The organism is Amycolatopsis rifamycinica, from assembly GCF_000695625.1.
Classification (GTDB): domain Bacteria; phylum Actinomycetota; class Actinomycetes; order Mycobacteriales; family Pseudonocardiaceae; genus Amycolatopsis; species Amycolatopsis rifamycinica.
In genome coordinates this window covers 218,496-236,954 of the sequence record NZ_JMQI01000043.1, presented here as the reverse complement: position 1 = coordinate 236,954, position 18,459 = coordinate 218,496, and the positions used below count along the sequence as shown (strand labels likewise).

16 protein-coding genes are annotated in these 18,459 nt (G+C 71.4%); 5 read left to right on the top strand and 11 right to left on the bottom strand.

The annotated features are described in order from the left end of the window. Positions 1 to 57 precede the first annotated feature (57 nt). The 3 genes from DV20_RS20795 to DV20_RS20785 all read left to right on the top strand — a co-directional run bounded on the left by DV20_RS20795 (position 58) and on the right by DV20_RS20785 (position 2,321). The gene (locus DV20_RS20795) at positions 58 to 534 is read left to right on the top strand and encodes a DUF6932 family protein (RefSeq protein ID WP_043782688.1); all 477 of its coding nucleotides are present in this window, start codon (positions 58 to 60) and stop codon (positions 532 to 534) included. Next, a complete protein-coding gene (locus DV20_RS20790; protein ID WP_043782686.1) occupies positions 531 to 1,415 on the top strand; it encodes a hypothetical protein in 885 nt (294 codons plus the stop codon). The genes DV20_RS20795 and DV20_RS20790 overlap by 4 nt, the downstream gene beginning before the upstream one ends. Positions 1,416 to 1,655: 240 nt before the next feature. Further along, on the top strand, positions 1,656 to 2,321 hold the full coding sequence (locus DV20_RS20785; protein ID WP_043782685.1) for a hypothetical protein: 666 nt from the start codon (positions 1,656 to 1,658) through the stop codon (positions 2,319 to 2,321). Between the two features lie 295 nt (positions 2,322 to 2,616). Here DV20_RS20785 and DV20_RS20780 read toward each other — a convergent pair whose 3' ends face one another. The 8 genes from DV20_RS20780 to DV20_RS20745 all read right to left on the bottom strand — a co-directional run bounded on the left by DV20_RS20780 (position 2,617) and on the right by DV20_RS20745 (position 14,342). Next, a complete protein-coding gene (locus DV20_RS20780) occupies positions 2,617 to 5,364 on the bottom strand; it encodes an AfsR/SARP family transcriptional regulator (RefSeq protein ID WP_043782796.1) in 2,748 nt (915 codons plus the stop codon). A 425-nt stretch (positions 5,365 to 5,789) separates the two neighbouring features. Further along, positions 5,790 to 6,692: an ectoine hydroxylase gene (gene thpD / locus DV20_RS20775; protein ID WP_043782683.1), complete on the bottom strand. Its 903-nt coding sequence runs from the start codon at positions 6,690 to 6,692 to the stop codon at positions 5,790 to 5,792. Positions 6,693 to 6,717: 25 nt separating this feature from the next. After that, positions 6,718 to 7,110 carry an ectoine synthase gene (locus DV20_RS20770; protein ID WP_043782681.1) on the bottom strand — a complete coding sequence of 131 codons (393 nt, stop codon included), beginning with the start codon at positions 7,108 to 7,110 and terminating at the stop codon, positions 6,718 to 6,720. Between the two features lie 11 nt (positions 7,111 to 7,121). Next, the gene (ectB, locus tag DV20_RS20765) at positions 7,122 to 8,375 is read right to left on the bottom strand and encodes a diaminobutyrate--2-oxoglutarate transaminase (RefSeq protein ID WP_043782679.1); all 1,254 of its coding nucleotides are present in this window, start codon (positions 8,373 to 8,375) and stop codon (positions 7,122 to 7,124) included. Positions 8,376 to 8,390: 15 nt separating this feature from the next. Next, positions 8,391 to 8,900, bottom strand: a complete 510-nt coding sequence (gene ectA, locus DV20_RS20760; RefSeq protein ID WP_043782676.1) for a diaminobutyrate acetyltransferase — start codon at positions 8,898 to 8,900, stop codon at positions 8,391 to 8,393. Positions 8,901 to 9,124: 224 nt separating this feature from the next. Next, positions 9,125 to 12,166 (bottom strand): patatin-like protein, encoded by a 3,042-nt coding sequence (locus DV20_RS20755; RefSeq protein WP_043782673.1) that lies wholly within the window; start codon positions 12,164 to 12,166, stop codon positions 9,125 to 9,127. Positions 12,167 to 12,316: 150 nt separating this feature from the next. Continuing rightward, positions 12,317 to 13,552 carry a DUF445 domain-containing protein gene (locus DV20_RS20750; RefSeq protein ID WP_043782671.1) on the bottom strand — a complete coding sequence of 412 codons (1,236 nt, stop codon included), beginning with the start codon at positions 13,550 to 13,552 and terminating at the stop codon, positions 12,317 to 12,319. Positions 13,553 to 13,556: 4 nt separating this feature from the next. After that, positions 13,557 to 14,342, bottom strand: a complete 786-nt coding sequence (locus tag DV20_RS20745) for an Abi-alpha family protein (protein ID WP_043782668.1) — start codon at positions 14,340 to 14,342, stop codon at positions 13,557 to 13,559. An 83-nt stretch (positions 14,343 to 14,425) separates the two neighbouring features. Between DV20_RS20745 and DV20_RS20740 the strand changes: the two genes are divergently transcribed. Beyond that, on the top strand, positions 14,426 to 15,247 hold the full coding sequence (locus DV20_RS20740; protein ID WP_043782795.1) for a maleylpyruvate isomerase family mycothiol-dependent enzyme: 822 nt from the start codon (positions 14,426 to 14,428) through the stop codon (positions 15,245 to 15,247). Positions 15,248 to 15,315: 68 nt separating this feature from the next. Here DV20_RS20740 and DV20_RS20735 read toward each other — a convergent pair whose 3' ends face one another. Together DV20_RS20735 and DV20_RS20730 are read right to left on the bottom strand one after the other, a co-directional pair. Next, positions 15,316 to 15,723 (bottom strand): LapA family protein, encoded by a 408-nt coding sequence (locus DV20_RS20735; protein WP_043782667.1) that lies wholly within the window; start codon positions 15,721 to 15,723, stop codon positions 15,316 to 15,318. 46 nt (positions 15,724 to 15,769) lie between these two features. Further along, on the bottom strand, positions 15,770 to 16,909 hold the full coding sequence (locus DV20_RS20730) for a dipeptidase (RefSeq protein ID WP_043782665.1): 1,140 nt from the start codon (positions 16,907 to 16,909) through the stop codon (positions 15,770 to 15,772). A gap of 98 nt (positions 16,910 to 17,007) precedes the next feature. Here DV20_RS20730 and DV20_RS20725 point away from each other — a divergent pair, with 98 nt between their 5' ends. Next, positions 17,008 to 17,460 carry a MarR family winged helix-turn-helix transcriptional regulator gene (locus DV20_RS20725; protein WP_043782664.1) on the top strand — a complete coding sequence of 151 codons (453 nt, stop codon included), beginning with the start codon at positions 17,008 to 17,010 and terminating at the stop codon, positions 17,458 to 17,460. Positions 17,461 to 17,495: 35 nt separating this feature from the next. On the opposite strand, the gene DV20_RS20720 is transcribed toward DV20_RS20725, so the two are convergent. Further along, positions 17,496 to 18,344: a helix-turn-helix transcriptional regulator gene (locus tag DV20_RS20720; protein WP_268747436.1), complete on the bottom strand. Its 849-nt coding sequence runs from the start codon at positions 18,342 to 18,344 to the stop codon at positions 17,496 to 17,498. Positions 18,345 to 18,459 lie beyond the last annotated feature (115 nt).

The following is an 18,459-nucleotide window of genomic DNA, read 5'->3' as shown; positions in this document are numbered from 1 at the left end:
CACCCATCCTGGTAAGTTCGGCTACGCACTGTGAGCGAGGGCTGAGGAGGGGGTGGAGTGGCGCTCCCCCATTGGACGCCGCAGCAGGTCCTGCCGCCGGGCCGGCACGCGGGCGATCTCGCCGACGTCTACGAACGGCTGGTGTTCGACGCCCCGCACCAGAACGACCGCGAGATCCTGTTCAGCGCGCTCAACAGCTACCTCGGCGTCGCCCGGCGGATCATCCCGTCCGGCCGCGCCTGGATCGGCGGCGAGCTCATCACCCGGACCGCCCACCCGCCGCGCAGCCTCGACGTCGTCCTCATCCCGGACGAGTGGGGCGCGCTCAAGCGGCTCGACGACGCCGGCCGGTCGGCGCTCTACGGCCTGCTGACGCTGCGCGGGGTCATCGTCGGGCAGCCGGCGATGTACCTCGACCAGGTGCAGCCGGTCGGCGGCATGCTGGACGGCTTCCTGTGCCGCCCCGGCGACGAAGACGTGTGGGCCGAGGTCTGGGCCCAAGGCGGCAGGGGCTACCCGGAGATGATCTGGTGAGGAACGAGTTCCGGCGCATCGCCGACGAGATCCCCGGCGGCACGTGGCTCGACGACCTGGCCCGCGCCTCGGCGATGGCGGCCAACGCCAAGTTCGAGCGGACGTCCCGTTCGCCGCTGCTGCACGTCTCGGTGATCGGCGAACAGACCATCGACGCCTACACCTTCTCCGACATCAGCCGCGCCCTGCAGGACGCGACGGCGAAGATCGGGCACATCATCCGCAACCCGTCCGGCGAGGTCACCCAGGTCCAGCAGACCGACCGGGACAAGGCGCCGCTGATCCAGCGCGGCCAGGCGGGCAACGCGATCTTCTTCGGCTTCCCGGAGCTCGACGTCTCCGACGACGCGTTGATCGTCGACGGCATCGAGACGCTGTCCGAGCGCGCGGTCAAGGAGCTGTGCGACTTCCTGCCGGCCAACGGCTCGGACGACGGCGCGCTCGACGCCGTCCTCCTCCAGCGCGACACCGTCCGCAACGCGGTGAGCGACATCGTCAACGCCGTGGCGAAGAACGCCGGTATCGGGATGGCGCTGACGCCGACCGCGGGCGAGCAGGTCACCCGCAGCATGACCACCGAGCAGGCGCGGATCCTGCAGGGCAGCCTCCGCGAATCCCGCGAGGAGGTCGGCTACGAGACGGTGCGCGGGCGGCTCGACGGCGTCCGCACCCGGCGGCGGATCTTCTACCTCGACCGCGAGTCGGGCGGCACGATCCAGGGCGCGGTGGCCCCGGACCTGCTCGACCAGATCAAGGAGAACCTCGACCGCCCGGTGACGGCCCGGCTGCGCGTCGTGCGCACGACGACGATCGACGGCCGCCGCGGCCGTCCGGTCTTCGAACTCCTCGAAATCACCCCGGAAGTAAGCCTTTTCGACTGAGAAGTCCGTTCTGCGACTTTCGTCGTGAAGCCACCGCAAGGTCGTGAAAAGGCACGGCGAACAGTGGGAACTCCGATATTCTTCCCATTGATCACCGGGTCACACCCTGCCCATGATGTCAGGAAATATCGATACCTGACGCCAAATGGTGGGACAATGACTTTTTCCGGAATGTAACAATTTCGTCCTGGGCCACACTTATGGGTTAACGTCGTCGCACTCCCACCCGAAGGGGTTCGCATGATGACCGACCCGCAGTACCCGCCGGCCACCGCGCGCCACGGGCGGCCCGCTCCGCCGGTGACGGCCACGGAGCGTCGTCAAGCCAATGCGAGGCCGGCACGGAACATCCTGGCGATCGTCGGCCTGCTGCTCGGCGTGGCCGCGCTGGCCGTCACGTTCGTGCCGGACGTCGAGTTCGTCGCGTGGCCGCTGGGCGGGATCGGGCTCGTCCTCGCGGTCGCCGGGCTGGTCCAGGCCAAGAAGGGCGCCGTGGGTGACCGCGGGGTGGCGATCACCGCCACCGGGGTCACGGCCGCCGCGCTGCTCACCGCGGGCGGCATGCTGCTGTACTCGACCTTCTTCGGCGGCGGCGAGTCCGGACTGCACCTGCCCGCGGTGGCCACCGACAAGCACACCGTCACCTTCCAGGTCACCTCCGCCGGCGGCGCGACCGTCCGCTTCGGCAGCCTCAACGACCAGCGCACCGAAAACGCGCCCGCCAGCACCGACGCGTGGCAGGGGCAGGCGTCGTACAACAATGGCTCCTACCTGCTGACGCTCACCGCGGACACCCGCAATGCGACGGTCAGCAACGAAATCCGCTGCGCCATTCTCGTCGACGGCAAGAAGGTCGCGGAAAACAGCGGGACGACGATCGCGCTCTGCACCGCGAACGTCGGCTGAGCGAACGCCGAGCGGGCCCGGCGAGCCCGCCTGGCGACCGGCCGGCCTACCCCCACCTCGGCCGGCCGGGCCGCCACGAGCCGCTCCTGGCGGCTCCGGGCCCCGGCGGGGGTTTCCCGCGCGGGGCCTGGCACCGGCGTCTCCGCCTGCCCCTCCCCTAGGGCTCTGCCGGCACCGCCGAACCTACGCGGACACCGCCCGCGCCCACTAAGAATCCACTAAGGATTCAGCGCCAGTACGGGGTCGTGACCCATTCGCAACGAAATTCCCGCGCCGCGAAAGTATCGGAAAGCGTTCACTGCAGATCGGCGAGCTCGGTTCGCACCTCACCGACGAGCTTCGGGTGCACGCGTTCGTAAATGCGCACCGACAACGCCAGTTGTTCACGAGCGCCGTCGATGTCGCCGCGGGCCCGCAGCACCCGGCCCAGTGTCAGCCGCAGGGCCCCTTCGCGCGCGACGAACCCCCGGCTGATCGCCAGGTCGATCGCCTCCCAGACGTACTGCTCGGCCGCCTCGTGGTCCCCGGCCCGCAGGCTCAGCTCGGCCAGCTTGTCCAGCGCGACGACGACCTGGGCGTCGTCGCCGAGTTCGCGGTCGATCCGCAGGCCGGCGCGCTGGTGGGCGATCGCGTCGGGCAGCCGGCCCGCCCGCTTCTCCGCCTGCGCGCAGGCGGCGAGCGCCTGCCCGCGCAGGGGGAGGCCGGGCGCGTTCGCGATCGCCGCGGCCAGCCGCTCGATGGCCTGCTCGTGGTCGCCGAGCCGGCTCAGCGCGCGCCCGAGGTGCAGGTCCACCGACGTCCGCAGCCGCTCGTCGGCCGATCCGGCGGCCAGTTCCGCCGCGCGTTCGGCGTCGGCGAGGCCGGACCCCGGCAGCTCGAAGGTCAGCGCGATCTCGCACCGCGCCAGCAGCAGCCAGCACTGCCCCTCGACGTCGCCCGCGGCTTCGGCGGCGGCGACGCCGAGGTCGGCCATCCGCGTCCACTCGTCCAGCAGCGGGCACGCGACGCGGTAGGTGTGCGCGAGCCGGGCCAGCCGCCAGACGTCGTCGTGGCGCCCAGCGGCGTACGCGGCGTCGAGGACGGCCAGCAGGTTCGGCCACTCGGCCGCGAACCAGTCGTGCGCCTCGGCGAAGCCGGGCAGCGGCGGCATCACGTCTTCGGCGAGCACGCGGGAGAAGTCGAGCGGGTCGGCGACCCGGCCGAGCCGGCGTCGCGCCCGGTCGGCCACCGCCTGGTAGTAGCGGACCGTCCAGCCGAGCGCTTCGTCGCGCTCCTTGTCGCCGAGCTCCTGTTCCGCGAGCTCCCGCAGGTACAGCCAGACGAGGTCGTGCGGCACGAAGACGTCCCGCTCGGTCTCGGCGATCAGGTTGTGCGCCGCCAGCGCGCGCAGCCGCCGCCGGGCCTCGGTCACGGTGATCTGCGCGACCGCCGCCATCAGGTGCGGCCCCACCATCACCCCGGGGACCGCGCCCAGCTGCAGGAACGTTTCGGCGACTTCGCCCGGCAGGCCGCGGAAGGAGACGTCGAACGCCACGCGGACGCTGTCGTCGGCGCCGTCGACCTGGAGCCCCGCCAGCCGGGTGCGTTCGTTGCCGAGCTCGTCGACGAGCTCCTCCGCGGTCCGCTGGGCGCTCGCCGAGAGCCGGGCCCCGGCGATCCGCAGGGCCAGCGGGAGGTAGCCGCAGAGCCGCGCGAGGGCGTGGTTGAGGCTCGCCGGGCCGGCCAGCTCCTCGATCAGCGCCACGGCGTCGTCGGGCGCGAGCGTGCCGAGCACGCGCTGCTTGGCGGCGTTCGACACGGCGAGCCCGTCGAGGCGCGAGCGGCTGGTCACCACCGTCATCGTCCGCGCGCTCGGCGGCAGCAGCGGGCGCACCTGCTCGGCGGTGCGGGCGTCGTCGAGCAGCACCAGCATCCGGCGGCCGGCGATCAGCGACCGGTAGAGGGCGACGCGCTCGTGCAGCAGCTCCGGGACCTTCGCGGTCTCGACGCCGAGGCCGAGCAGGAACTGGGTGAGCAGCTCGGCCGGCTCCAGCGGCGGGTGGTGCGGGTCGAAGCCGCGCAGCGACGCGAACAGGACGCCGTCGGGGAACCGCGACGCGACCCGGTGCGCCCACCACACGACGAGCGTGCTCTTGCCGACCCCGGCGGTGCCGGTGACCACGGCGATCGTCGTCTGCCCGGCCTCCGCCCTGGTCACCAGCCCGTCGAGCCAGGCCAGTTCCTCGGCGCGCCCGGCCAGGCTCGGCACCGCGGCGGGCAGCTGCGAAATCGCTTTCGCCGGCTCGGCGCCGGCGGCCGGGGCGACGACGTTCCGCGCCGGGAGGTCGTCGTTGAGGACCCGCTCGTGCAGCCAGCGCAGCTCCGCGCCGGGCTCGACGCCGAGGGTGCCCAGCGTGGCGCGGGAGACGGTGCGGTACAGCTCGAGCGCGTCCCCGCGGCGGCCGGCGTGGTACAGCGCCCGCATCAGCTGGCCCGCGGTCCGCTCGGCCAGCGGATCGGCCCGGACGATCGGGCTGAGCTCGACGATCAGCTCCGCGTGCCGGCCGAGTTCGAGGTCGGCGTCGACGCGGGCGCCGTGCACGGCGAGCCGGAGGTCCTCCAGCTCGGGCGCCTTCAGCGAGTCGGGCACCCCGCCCAGCACCGGGCCCTGCCAGAGCGCGAGCGCCTCGGCGAGCAGCGCGGCGGCGACCTCCGGGGTGGCCACCGACGCGCGGTCCAGCAGCGTGCGCGCCCGGTGGACGTCGATCCGGTCGGGCTCGACCTCCAGCCGGTAGCCCGGCGGGGTGGTGAGGATGCGCGGCCCGTCGAGGTCGCGCAGGACCCGCCGCAGGTGGGAAACGTTGCCGTGGACGATGGTGCGGGCAGTGGCCGGCGGGTCGTGGCCCCACAGGGCGTCGATGATCTCGTCGAGCCCGACGACCTTGCCGGGCTTCAGCGCCAGCAGCGCGAGCAGGCCGCGGACCGCGGGGCCGCCGATGGGGACGGGCTCGTCGCCGTGGAAGAGCTGGACGGGACCGAGCAGCTGGAGCCGGGTCTGGGCCATGCTCGCGCCCACCTCCCCGGGTCCACGTTCTCCCCCGGCGTCGCCCCCGCCGGAAAAGTCAACCTACCGTGATGGCCGCCCGGCGAATACCGCCCCACCGGGCCGGGACCAGGACGTTTCGTCCCGCTGCGGATTCCGCAGCCGGCGTGCGGCGGGCCTGCGATTGACGCCGACATGACAGAACCCCGCACCACCGGTCCCGATCCGGTGGTGCGGGGTCCTGCTGAAACTTCCGGCCGGGCCGCCAGGGGGCCGGTCCGCCCGTCCGCCACCGAGGGCAACCGGGCAGGTGAGCTCACCCCGAGCGAAGCACCCGCCGCCGGTCGTCCGCGAAGACGTGTTGCGCGAGCCACACACCCGCGCGGTGGCGACACGGTAACAGGGCGCACCGAGGCCGTCACCGGCGGGTCAGGCTCGGCGCTCCCTCAGCGCGTGATCGGCGTCGAGTCGCGGCCGGCGATGAACGCGGGCCGCGGCGCGCTCGCCGCGAACGGCTCCTGCAGGGCGTTCTCCACGCTGTTGAACACCAGGAAGATGTTCGAGCGCGGGTACGGGGTGATGTTGTTGCCGGAGCCGTGCATGATGTTCGAGTCGAACCACAGCGCCGAGCCCGCCTGGCCGGTGAACTGGTCGATGCCGTGCTCGGCCGCCAGCTTCGTGATGTCGTCCTCGCTCGGCACGCCCACCCGCTGGTCCTTGAGGGAGCTCTTGTAGTTGTCGTCCGGCGTCTCGCCGGCGCACTGGACGAACGTCCGGTGCGAGCCCGGCATGATCATCAGGCCGCCGTTGAACGGGTGGTTGTCGGTCAGCGCGATGGAGCAGCTGACCGCGCGCGGCGACGGCATGCCGTCCTCCGCGTGCCAGGTTTCGAAGTCCGAGTGCCAGTAGAACCCGGTGCCCTTGAAGCCGGGCATGTAGTTGACGCGGCTCTGGTGGACGTACACCTCGGAGCCGAGCAGCTGCCGGGCCCGGTCCAGCACGCGCGGGTCGCGCACCAGCTCGGCGATCAGGTCCGAAATCTCGTGGACGTCGAAGATCGACCGGACCTCGCCGGTCTTCGCCTCGGTGATCACCCGCTCGTCGTGGGCGAGCTCCTCGTCGGAGGACAGCCGCACCAGCTCCTGCCAGTACGTCTGCACCTCCCCGACGGAGAGCAGGTCTTCGACCACCGTGTAGCCGCGTGCGTCGTGGTTCGCCAGCGTGGCGGCGTCGATGGGGCCGTCGGCTTCGGTACCCCACACCGTGGGGTGCACGCGCGGCAGGTGCTCCGGCGTCCCGGTGATGCGGGTCGGGTAGCGGTCGTCGACCCGGGTGTCCGTCAGCGTCACGGGTTTCGCCTCCTGTTTCCTCGCCTCAGGGTTCCTCGGTGATGAGCGGGTACACACCGTTTTCGTCGTGCACCTCGCGTCCGGTCACCGGCGGGTTGAACACGCACACGCACTTGATCTCGGTCCTGGGCCGGACCTGGTGCTTGTCGTGGTCGTTGAGCAGGTAGAGCGTGCCGGGCTTGAGTTCGTAGACCTTGCCGGTGGCCAGGTCCTCGATCTCGCCCTCACCGGAGGTGATGAACACCGCCTCGATGTGGTTGGCGTACCAGAAGTCGTTGACCGTCCCCGCGTACAGCGTGGTCTCGTGCACCGAGAAGCCGACGCCCTCCTTGGCGAGGACGATCCGCTTGCTGCGCCAGTTCTCGGTCTTGATGTCGGCGTCGGTGTCGGTGATCTCGTCGAGCGTGCGGACGAGCACGGGCGATCTCCTTACTTGGTGAGGACGGCCTTGACGGACTCGTCGATGATCGACAGGCCCTGGGTCAGCTCGTCGTCGGTCAGGGTGAGCGGCGGCAGCAGTTTCATCACTTCGCCGTCGGGGCCGGAGGTCTCCATCAGCAGGCCGCGGGCGAACGCTTCCGCGCAGACCCGGCCGGCCAGGTCGCCGTTCGCGAACTCGAGGCCGCGCGCCAGGCCGCGGCCCTTCGCGGCCAGGTTCGCCTCGGGGTAGGCCTCGACGATGCCCGAGAACGCGGTCTCGATGCGCTCGCCCTTCGCCTTGGTCGACTTCTCGAGCGCGTCGTCGCTCCAATAGACGTCGATCGCTTCCTTGGCGGTGACGAACGCCGGGCTGATCCCGCGGAAGGTGCCGTTGTGCTCGCCCGGCTCCCAGACGTCGAGTTCCGGCTTGATCAGCGTCAGCGCCATCGGGATGCCGTAGCCGCTGATGGACTTCGACAGGCAGACGATGTCCGGCGTGATCCCGGCGTCCTCGAAGGAGAAGAACGGGCCGGTGCGGCCGCAGCCCATCTGGACGTCGTCGAGGATCAGCAGGATGTTGTGGCGCTTGCAGAGGTCGTCGAGGCCCTTCAGCCACTCCAGGCGCGCGGCGTTGATGCCGCCCTCGCCCTGCACGCCTTCGACGATCACCGCGGCCGGCTCGTTGAGCCCGCTGCCGGAGTCCTGCAGGAGCTTCTCGAAGTAGAGGAAGTCCGGCATCGCGCCGTCGAAGTACTGGTCGTACGGCATCGGGGTGGCGTGCACCAGCGGGACGCCGGCGCCGCCGCGCTTCATCGAGTTGCCGGTGACCGACAACGCGCCCAGCGTCATGCCGTGGAAGGCGTTGGTGAAGTTGATGACCGCTTCCTTGCCGGTCACCTTGCGGGCCAGCTTCAGCGCGGCCTCGACGGCGTTCGCGCCGCCCGGGCCCGGGAACACGACCTTGTAGTTCAGGGCGCGCGGGTCGAGGACCTTGTCGCGGAAGGTCTGCAGGAAGTCGCGCTTGGCCACGGTGAACATGTCGAGGGCGTGGGTGACGCCGTCGCGCTGGATGTAGTCGACCAGGGCCTGCTTCAGCCGCGGGTTGTTGTGCCCGTAGTTGAGCGCGCCCGCGCCGGCGAAGAAGTCCAGATAGGGCTTCCCGCTTTCGTCGTAGAGGTGACTGCCCTGCGCGCGGTCGAAGACGACCGGCCAGCCGCGGCTGTAACTGCGTACTTCGGATTCGAGCTCTTCGAAGATGCTCATGTGTTTCTTTCTCTCCTAAACGCCCGGATTCGTCGGCGCCGTCAGCGGACCGATGCGGTAAAGCTCTTCCGGCAGGTGGCCGTCTTCGGGGAAATCCTCGCCGCCGAACAGCACACTGGTTTCCACCGCGGCGTTCCACCGCTTCGCGAACGACCCGAACAGCCGGATGGACGCCTCGTTGTCCGGGGTGATCGTGGTCTCGAGGTAACGCACCCCCTCGCCGGTCAGCCGCGTGTACAACGCGTCGAGCAGGGCCCCGGCCAGGCCTTTTCCGCGCTGGGACGGATCGACCGCGACCTGCCAGACGAGCGCTGCCTCGGGCTCGTCCGGCCTGCGGTAGGCGATGACGAATCCGACCGCTCTGCCGTCCTCGCGCGCGACCACCGAAGACCCGGCGAAATCGCGGCACCACAGCATGTATGCGTACGGCGAGTTGAGATCGAGCTTGGCGGAATCACGCGCGATTCGCCACAGCTCCGCGCCGTCCGACTTGGTCGGGGATTCGATCAAGTGCGTTACGGACATACTCAGGAAACGTAACAGAGAATTTTCCGCATGCCAGCGACGCAGCTCACGACCCCCGCGATGACCTGCGACGACGTGAAGTACCCGGTGAGCAGTCACACAAACATGTTTGGCGTCGCCGGAACCGGGGCATGAGGGCGCCCGGGGCGCGGACTCGCGGCCTGTGACCTATCCGAACGATGGACCTTCGCGCCCGTGATCGCAAGGCGACGGGCGGGAAGCGCTCAGTGCGGACTCGGGGTCCGGGTCCGCGCGGCCGCGGGCTTCACCGTCGTCCTGCGGGGCGCTCGCCCGGCCACTTCGAGCACGACGCCCTTCGCGGCGCGGGTCCGGGCGCGGCGGTGGCCCAGCCGGCGCCACAGGGCGCTCACCGGCGTCACGACCGCGGGCAGGATGAGCAGGCCGGCGACCACCAGCCACCACACCGCGCCCTCGCCGCGGCGCCACCCGGCCACGACGTCCCCGAGCCAGCCGAAGAACGGCCGGGCCAGCGGGGGCAGGAACGCGGCCAGCAGCAGCGCCGCGACCACCAGCGTCCCGAGCGCCGTCAACAACCAGCGCACCTTGTGGCCCGCCGTCAGCAGCGCCGTCGCCAGGTAGACGGCCGCGCCGGCCAGGACCGGGAGGCCGGCCCACTGCAGGACCGCGCCGCCGTTGCTGCCGATCACCAGCCCGGCCAGCAGCGCCAGCACCCCCGCCGCGAGCGAACCCCCGGTCCCGAGCCGGGACGCGCCCCGCGAGACCCTCGCCGTGCTCCTGGCGACCGTCCGCAGCAGACCCGCGACCGTCTGCGGCCACCCGCCGGGCAGCCGGAACGCGACCGTGCCGGCGTTGACCGTGGCGGCGCCGACCGCGACGAGCGTCCGGGTCAGCCGGGCCGTGCCCTGCTCCCCGGCGAGCTTCTCGGCCGAGACGCGGCAGGCCTGGAACCGGGCCTGCGCGGCACCGGCGTCGACCCCGGGCAGGTCCTCGGCCAGCGCCTTCCCGATGTCCGGGCGGTCGTCGGCGTCGTAGCGCGAGGCGAGCGTGACGACCGGGAGCTCCTCCGCGGCGATCTCGGCCTGCCGCGTCCGGGCCAGCACCATGGCCGTCACCGGCAGGCTGACCGGGCGGCGGTCGCCGAACGCGACCGGTTCGAGGTCGGCGTCCAGGCCGAGGAAGGCCAGCTCGGCCGTCAGCTGGTCGCGCAGCTGCCCGATTTCGGCCGGGGTGCACCGGTCGCGCTCGTCCGGCTTGCGCCACCCTGGCTTGAGCGCGGCGGCGAACTCGTCGCGGAACCGCTCACGCCCGACGACGTCACGCAGCGTCGCCAGGCGGACCGGGTCGAGCAGGCACTGGACCAGCCAGCCCGCGCCGTCGACGCGGCCCCACATCCAGTCGCTGGCCCGCCACGACGCCTTGTAGAACGCGCCGAAGCAGCTCGCCTGCATCCCGGTCAGCTTGTCCCACGACCGGCGCCGCGTCATGTCGAGCAGCGTCCGGGAATCGGCGCTGACCTGCACGAGGTCGACCCGCTGGTCGACCGACGGCGCCTGGGCGAGCAGCCCGCGCGTCGCCACGTGCAGGGTGAGCAGGCGCGCCTGGACCACCTCGTCGGCCGCATCGGGCGTCAACGCGAGCCAGTCCAGCAGCGTCGTGACGGATTCCGCCTTCCCGGGTGCGGCTTCGGCCAGCGCCCGCAACGCCGGTGCCGCGGACCGCAGCCCCGCGACCAGCAGCGGCCACGCCTCGGCGACCGCGGCCGTCTTGGCCGGTTCGACCCATTCCCGGGCGAGTGCGCCGATCCACGTCTCGAGCGAGCTGCCGCCGGGCCCGGGGTGCGCGGTGACCCACTGTCCCAGCCGGACACCCCGGCCGGCGGTCCGGCGCGCCTGGTGCAGCTTTTCGCGCGCGGAGTTGAGTTCCCGCGTCCGCGTGGCGTCCCGCTGGAGGCGGAAGCCGGCGTTGATCAGCTGCAGGCCGATCGCGACGGCGTCGTCGAGCGCGGTCGTCCGGTAGGCGGCCAGCTCGGCGACCGCCACGCTCGGCGGCGGCGGCGTGGCGGGGATGTCGCCTTGGAGCCCCGCCACGGCGATGTCCCGCAGCCGCCGCGACAGCCCGGAGGCCCATTCGGTGCCGGGTTCGGCCAGCGCGTACCGCCGCGCGGCGACGCGCACCAGCTCGGCGGCGTCCTCGGCGGTCCGCCGCTCGCGGTAGGCGGCGGCGATCCGCGCGTCGACCAGGCACCCGGGACCGCCGCGCAGGCCAAGGGCGGCGAGCGAGACCCGGGTGTCGCGCGCGCGGACCACGGCGTCGTTGTGCCGGGTCAGGTCGTCCAGCTCGGCGCTGATCGACTGGCTCATCACGGTGTTGACGACCTTGGCCATCGCGTTCGAAAGCAGCGGCGGGTTCGCGGAATCGCAGCCGGCGGCGTCGGTTTCGCCTTCGCCGGTGGGCACGACGTAGAGCAGCAGCCGCCGGACATCGGCGTGCGACGTGCGCTCGAAGATCTCGCGCAGGGCGGGCCGCAGCGGCTTGTTGAGCAGCACGCCGCCGTCGGTGAGCCAGTGCGAGCGGGTCAGCTCGGTGTACGGCGTCATGTCCGGGTGCAGCCGGTCGGTGCCCTCGGTGCCGATCGGCATCCGCGACAGCTCGAACGCACCGGGGAAGGACGCGGTGGAGCGGGCCGCCAGCGCCAGCGGCCCCTCCACGCCGACCGTCCACTGTGTACCACAGAACCGGAAGAGCATCCGGTGTTCGGTGTCCCGCACCAGGTTCCCGAGCGCGTCGTCGAACCGGGTGGTCTCGCCGTCGATCATGGTGCCGGTGAGCAGCACGGTGATGTCGGGATCGTCCTCCGGCGGCACGCCTGCGGCGGTGATCCGCCGCAGCGCTTTCTCGAGGTCGCCGAGCAGGACGCGGTCCCCGTCGAGCACCGATCGCGGGTGTGCCTCGTCGGCGTCCCGCACGAGGTTTTCCAGCGAGCCGGTGGTGATCCAGGTGTTCCGGAGGACCTGCGGAGTGGAGCCGAAGGCCTCGGCCAGGCCCAGGCAGGCGGCGTTGATGCCACCGGCGCTGGTCCCGGTGAGGACGTCGATCGAGACGCTCGCCCGCAGCAGGTCGAGCAGGGTGCGGTAGACCCCGCCGCCGCTCCGGTCCCGCGACTGCCGCAGCAGCTGCGACGTCTCGGTGGCGACCCCGCCCATCCAGATGGCCAGGCTGGCCCCGCCGACCATGGTCATCGCGAGCCGGATTTCCTGGTGCCACGGTTCCGCGGTCTCGGCCATGGGAGTCTCCCGGCGAATCGGTCTTCCTGACGCAAAGTAGAGGCGGCAGGTGACGACGGGGATACGTCCGCGGGTACGGCCGTTCGGGTGGACTTGTACGCCCGCTCGGCCGCCCGAGGCGGCCGCCACCTCGCCGAGGCGCGGCTTCGCCTAAGCCGCCAGGTGCTCCAGGACCAGCACCTGAGCCTCACCGACCGCGAAGCCCAGCACCGCGCCCGTCGCGATCAGGATCCACTCGTCCTGCTCGAACGCCGGGCGCAGCAGCCTCTCGAACTCCTTCGGGGACAGCTCCTTCATCTTCGACACCAGCACGTTCCGGATGTCCATCGCGTCCGTCGCGTAGTCCTCGATGTACCGCATCGTCTCTGGGAGGCGGGACATGATCTGGGACGCGATCGCCAGTTTCATGTCCTGGTACTTGCGGCTGCCCACCGCGAACACCAGCAGCGGCTTCACCCGGCGGCCCAGCTCCCGGTCCAGCTGGCGCTGGATCAGCGCCAGCACCCGGTCCGACAGCGGCCCGTGCAGGATCGCCTCGATCACGTTGTGCGGCGTGATGATCTCCTTCGCGATCAGCGACCCGTAGGCCTCCGCGACCTCCGCCCGCCGCTTCAGGAACAGCCCCTGCCACTGGACGCCGAAGTACCGGCGCGGCTCGATCGGGTAGAAGATCATCCGCAGGGCCAGCCAGTCCGTGAACCAGCCGGTGAACAGGCCGAACACCGGCATGATCGGCGGGAACTTGAACAGCACCCAGGCCACCATCTGGACCACGCCGATCGCACCGCCGAACACCAGGCCGGAGCGGGCGATGAACTTGAACTCCTCGGCGCCCGCCTCCTGGAAGATGCGGTTCAGCAGCCGCTTGTCCTTGACCAGGCTGGTGACCACCATGCCCTTCAGGTCGAACACGCTGTCCACATCGGACTTGATGAGGTCGAGCACCGCCGCGACCATCCGGGGTGACTCGTGCTGGACGCGCTCGATCACCAGCCGCTGGACGCGGACCGGGAGGGATTCCCACAGGCCCGGCTGGTAGTGGCCCGCCACCTCGCGGACGATGTCCTCAACGCCCGCCAGCAGCGGCTTCTCGATCTCCTTCGCGATCCGCCCGGCGTCCAGCCGCGCCACCACCTCGGCCGGCTTGATCAGCTGCTCGGTCATCGTGTCGCAGGCGATGCTCGCCATCCGGGCCGCGCGCTTCGGGACGATGCCCTGCCAGCCCAGGAACGGCTTGACGCCGACGAACTCCACCGGCTGGAACATCATCCGGATCGCGACCAGCTTGGTGCCGTAGCCGATCAGCGCCGCGACGACCGGGATCGAGACGTAGAGGGGCCAGTGCTGCGCGAAGTCGGCGACGATGCCGCCGAGGAAGGCCCCCATCCGGCTATCCGAGACTCGGGTCGCAGGCCTGCCAGAACTGCGCGCCGAGGCGCGAAACGTGGATCGTGCGCCGGACGAACTTCGCGCGCCGGACGTGCTTTTCCGCCTCGCGCACCGTCTCGTCGGTCAGCAGGATTTCGTACTGCGTCTCCAGCGACGGCACCTCTTCGTCGAGGTCGACCAGGCCGAGCCCGATCAGCCGGGTGACGTAGCCGGGCACCTGGTCGGGCAGGGACACCCCGGCCGCCTTGCCGACCGTCGAGGCGTTGCGCAGCACGACCCGGCCGTTGCCGCCGAGGCCGGTGCGCTCGACGACGTCGACAGCGGGGAACGGCGAGCCGTCCGACAGCGCGGAGAGGATCCGGGCTTCGTCCGGGGTCAGCTGGCGCAGGATGACCGCGTAGAAGTATTCGCGGGCGCGCTCGCGGCCGAAGCCGATGGAGTGGTTGAGCAGCTCGGCCATCGCCGCGCGCAGCGGCTCGGCGTGGTTGTCGCGCACCGGCACGAGCGTGACGCCCGCTTCGCGGGGTGCCGTCGCGCGGTGCATCGCGGACGCCGCGGTGAGCGCCGCGTGGTACGGGTCGTCGACCTCGTCGAGCCGGCGGCGCAGCTCGGTCAGCAGCTGGCGCTCGACCTCGCGCACCCCGCGTTCGGCGGTCTCGACGCCGGGGAGCTTGCGGCCGAGCGCGATGCCGGTGCGCGCGGCCCAGCCCGCCAGCTGACCGGCGCGGCGGGCCAGGCCGGCCACGTCGTCCACGGCCCCCCGGCCGTTCGGTCGCTCTGCGTCCACGGCCCTGCTCCCCTCTGCTTACGCGCCGATGCTACCTGCGGGTAGGCCGAATGGAGGTGTGACTTGCGTGTTGGATGGAGGCCATGAGTCCGACGCGCTGGGGCCCGCCGATCGACGTTCTCCCGTACTTCTCCAAGGAAGAACAGGCACTGATGACGCTGCTCGGCGCCCTCACCGACGAGGACTGGACGCGGCCGACCATGTGCGCCGGCTGGACGGTCAAGGACGTCGCCGCCCACCTTCTGGGTGACAAGGTCGGCCGGTTGTCCCGGGGCCGGGACGGGCACGCCGCGGATGCCCCCCGTCCGGGTGAAGCCTTCCCGCGGTTCATCGACCGGATCAACGAGGAGTGGGTCGTCGCGTGCCGCCGGCTCTCGACCGACGTCCTGCTCACGATGCTGTACGAGTTCATGGGCCAGACGACCGAGTACTGGGCGCAGCTGGACCTCGACGCCTTTGGCGGGCCCGTGAGCTGGGCCGGCGACGAGCCCGCGCCGCGCTGGCTCGACGCGGCCCGCGACTATTCGGAGTTCTGGGTGCACCACGTGCAGATCCGCGAGGCACTGGAGCACACGCCGCTGGAGGCGGAGTACGCCGAGCCGATCGCGGACACGTTCGTCCGCGCGCTGCCGCACACCCTGCGTGACGTCGATGCCCGCGTCGGCAAGCAGGTCGGCTACACGGTGACCGGCCAGGGCCGGTGGTACGCGCGCCGCGAGCGCGACGGCTGGGTCCTGGACCGCGGCGCGCCGCCGTCCCGCACCCCGCTGGCCACGGTGACGACGGACCTGGACACGTTCTGGCGCCTCTGCACCCGCAACACCACCAGCACCGACGGCGTCCGCACCACCGGCGACGAAAACGTTTGCGCCCAGCTGCTGACAATGACCGCCATCATCGTCTGACGGGCACTTTCACGTGAAAGTGACCCGGAGGTGGTTACTCCGGAACACTTTCACGTGAAAGTGGCGCGTCAGCGGCGGCGGGCTTGCTTTCGCAGCTGGAGGATGCGGGCGCCGCCGATCAGCGCGACCAGGGCCGCTCCGCCGATGGCCGAGAACAGCATGGCGATGGCCAGCGGCAGGCTGCCTTCGGCGCCGAAGAAGCGGACCGTCGCCGGGGCGAGGTTCTGCAGGATGAAGATCAGCAGCACGACCAGCACGAGCAGGCCGGCGATGACCGCGACCCAGGTGCCGCTGATCCGGGTCGGGCGGGCCTTGCCCGCCGGTTTGGCGGACGCCGGGCGCACCGGCGTCGCCTCCTCCGCGCCCGGCCGGACGTCGCCGGCGCGCAGCTCGGCGGGCTCCAGGGCGCCTTCGGGCAGGTCGTGGTGGGTGGGACCGGTGGGGCGGTCGGCCGCGCCCCCGCGCGCGTGCGTCATGTGCCCAGTGTCCGTCCGGTGCGCGGGGAGCGCCGCCTCAAACCCCCTAACGGGCGAAACCGTCGACCTCCCGCAGTACGCGCAGCGTGTTCCGGCCGGCCAGTTTCGCGCAGTCGTCCTCACTCCACCCGCGCTCGAGCAGCGCCGCGAACAGCACCGGGTACTTGGACGTGTCCTCCAGGCCCTCCGGCAGCGAGCCGACGCCGTCGTAGTCGCCGCCGAGGCCGATGTGGTCGATGCCGGCGACCTCGCGGGCGTGCTCGACGTGCGCGACGACGTCCTCGACGGTGGCCAGCGGCTTCGGCGGGCCGTCCCACTCCTGGACGAACTTCCCGCGCAGCGTCAGGTTCCGGTACTCCAGCCCGGCCTCGGCCATCGCGGCCTCGAGCTGTTCGTTCCAGGCGGCGACCTTCGGCGAGACGAACGCGGGCACGAAGGTGATCATCGCGACGCCGCCGTTGCCGGGCAGCATGGCCAGGACGTCGTCCGGGATGTTGCGGGGGTGGTCGTTCACCGCGATGCAGGAGGAGTGGCTGAAGATCACCGGCACCGAGCTGATCCCGATCGCCGCCCGCATCGTCGACGGCGCGACGTGCGAGAGGTCGACCATCATCCCGATCTTGTTCATCTCGCGCACGACGTCGCGGCCGAACTCGGTGAGCCCGCCGTGGGCCGGCTCGTCGGTGCCCGCGTCGGCCCAGGTGGTGTTGAAGTTGTGCGTCAGCGTCATGTACCGGACGCCGAGGCGGCGCAGGATCCGCAGCACGCCGATCGACTCGGCGATGCTGTGGCCGCCCTCGGCCCCGAGCAGCGACGCGATCCGGCCGTCGGCGAACGCGGCCTCGGCCTCGTCCGCGGTAGTGACCAGCCGTAGCCGGTCCGGGTAGCGCTCGACCAGCTGGTGGACGACCTCCACCTGCTCCAGAACGGCGGTGACGGCACTGTGGCCCTCGAACTCACAGGGCACGTACACCGACCAGAACTGCATGCCCAGCTTCCCGTCGGCGAGCTTCGGGAAGTCGGTGTGCAGCGCGGGCTGCCGCACGGTCAGGTCGAGCGACGCGACCGCCTCGACCGGGTTCGGGCCACCGTGCTGCCGCAGCTCCCACGGCAGGTCGTTGTGCCCGTCGGCGAGGATGACCGCGTCCAGCAGTTTCGTAGCACGCTGTAGTGCCTCGTTAGTCATCGCCCGATCGTAGGGTGGTCCGGTATACGGACCGTACAAACGCCGCGGCGGGCCCGACGGAACCTCTCGCCCGGAAGATACCGCGGTAGGCTGTCGCGGTGACTCCGGATCCGAAGACCGACGACGACGAGATCGTCACCTGGTGGGGCCTGGTCATCGAGGGCTACCTGGCCACGCAGGACAAGCTGATGGGCGAGATCGCCGACCGCTTCGGCCTCGCGCCCGCGTCGTTCGACATCCTCCTGCGGCTGGTCCGCTCGCCCGAGCACCGGATGCCGATGACCCGCCTGGCCACGGAGGCGGCGCTGTCCAGCGGCGGCTTCACGAAGGTGGCCGACCGCCTGGTCGCGGCCGACCTGATCTGCCGCGTCCCGAGCCCGGACGACCGCCGCGTGACGTTCGCGTCGCTGACCGACCACGGGCTCGAGGTGGCGAACAAGGCGCGGGCCGCGGCGGCGGACATCCTGCGCCGGATCGTGCTGGCCCCGCTGGGCGACGACGCGGCGCAGCTCGCCGGGGCGATGCGGACGCTGCGCGAGTTCAACGGCTGACCGAAGGGGCCCTCCGGAGGAGGGCCCCTTCGCGCTCAGCTCGCCGTCGGCTGCGCTTCCCGGACGACGGCGTCCCGCAGCCGCAGCAGCTTCTCCAACCGGGCCCTGGTCTCGGTGACCGGGCACGGCAGGTGCAGGAACAGCCGGATGCCGTCGGCGCCGTCGACGCGCCAGGTGTGCACGTCGAAGGTCAACCTGCCCACCTCCGGGTGGTCGATCTCCTTGCGCTTCAGCCGGGAATCCAGCACCTCGTGGCTGCGCCACAACGCGGCGAAGCGCTCGCTGCGCGAGCACAGCGAAGCGACCAGCCTGCTGAACCCCGGGTCGTTGTAGCGCGCCGCCGCGGCCGCGCGGAACTGCGCGACCGCCTCGCGCGCGACCCGGTCCGGGTCCGGGTAGCGCGACCACACCCGCTCGCTCGTGAAGAAGCTGACCAGCAGGTTGCGGTCGTCCTCCTCGATCCCGAAGGCCGCGCGCGCCGCGGCGTTGGAGTCGAGCAGGTTCCACAGGTCGTCGACGACCAGCGCCGGGTTCGGCAGCCATTCGTCGACGACCCGGCCGGTGTCCAGGCCCAGCGCCTCCGCGCCGGCGCGAGCGCCCGGTCCGTCCTGTCCCGGGCTGATCCCCAGCAGCTGGTACAGGTAGCGGACTTCGGAGCGGTCGAGGCGCAGCGCCCGCCCGATCGCGCGGGCGACGTTCTCCGAGACGTTGATGTCCCGGCCCTGTTCCAGCCAGGCGTACCAGGACGTCCCGATCCCGGCGACGACGGCGACCTCTTCCCGCCGCAGTCCCGGCGTCCGCCGCTTTCCGGACGAAACGGACAATCCAATGTCCGCGGGCGACAAACGTGATCTCCTCGTCCGCAGGAAATGCGCCAGTTCCATACGATTACGACTAGAACCCCCAGATTTAGTCATGGCCTCATGATAAGTGAGGCAATTCCCCTGTCAAGAAAAAGCGCGTGCGGTGACGGCGCACATACCGGAAGTAGAACAAATC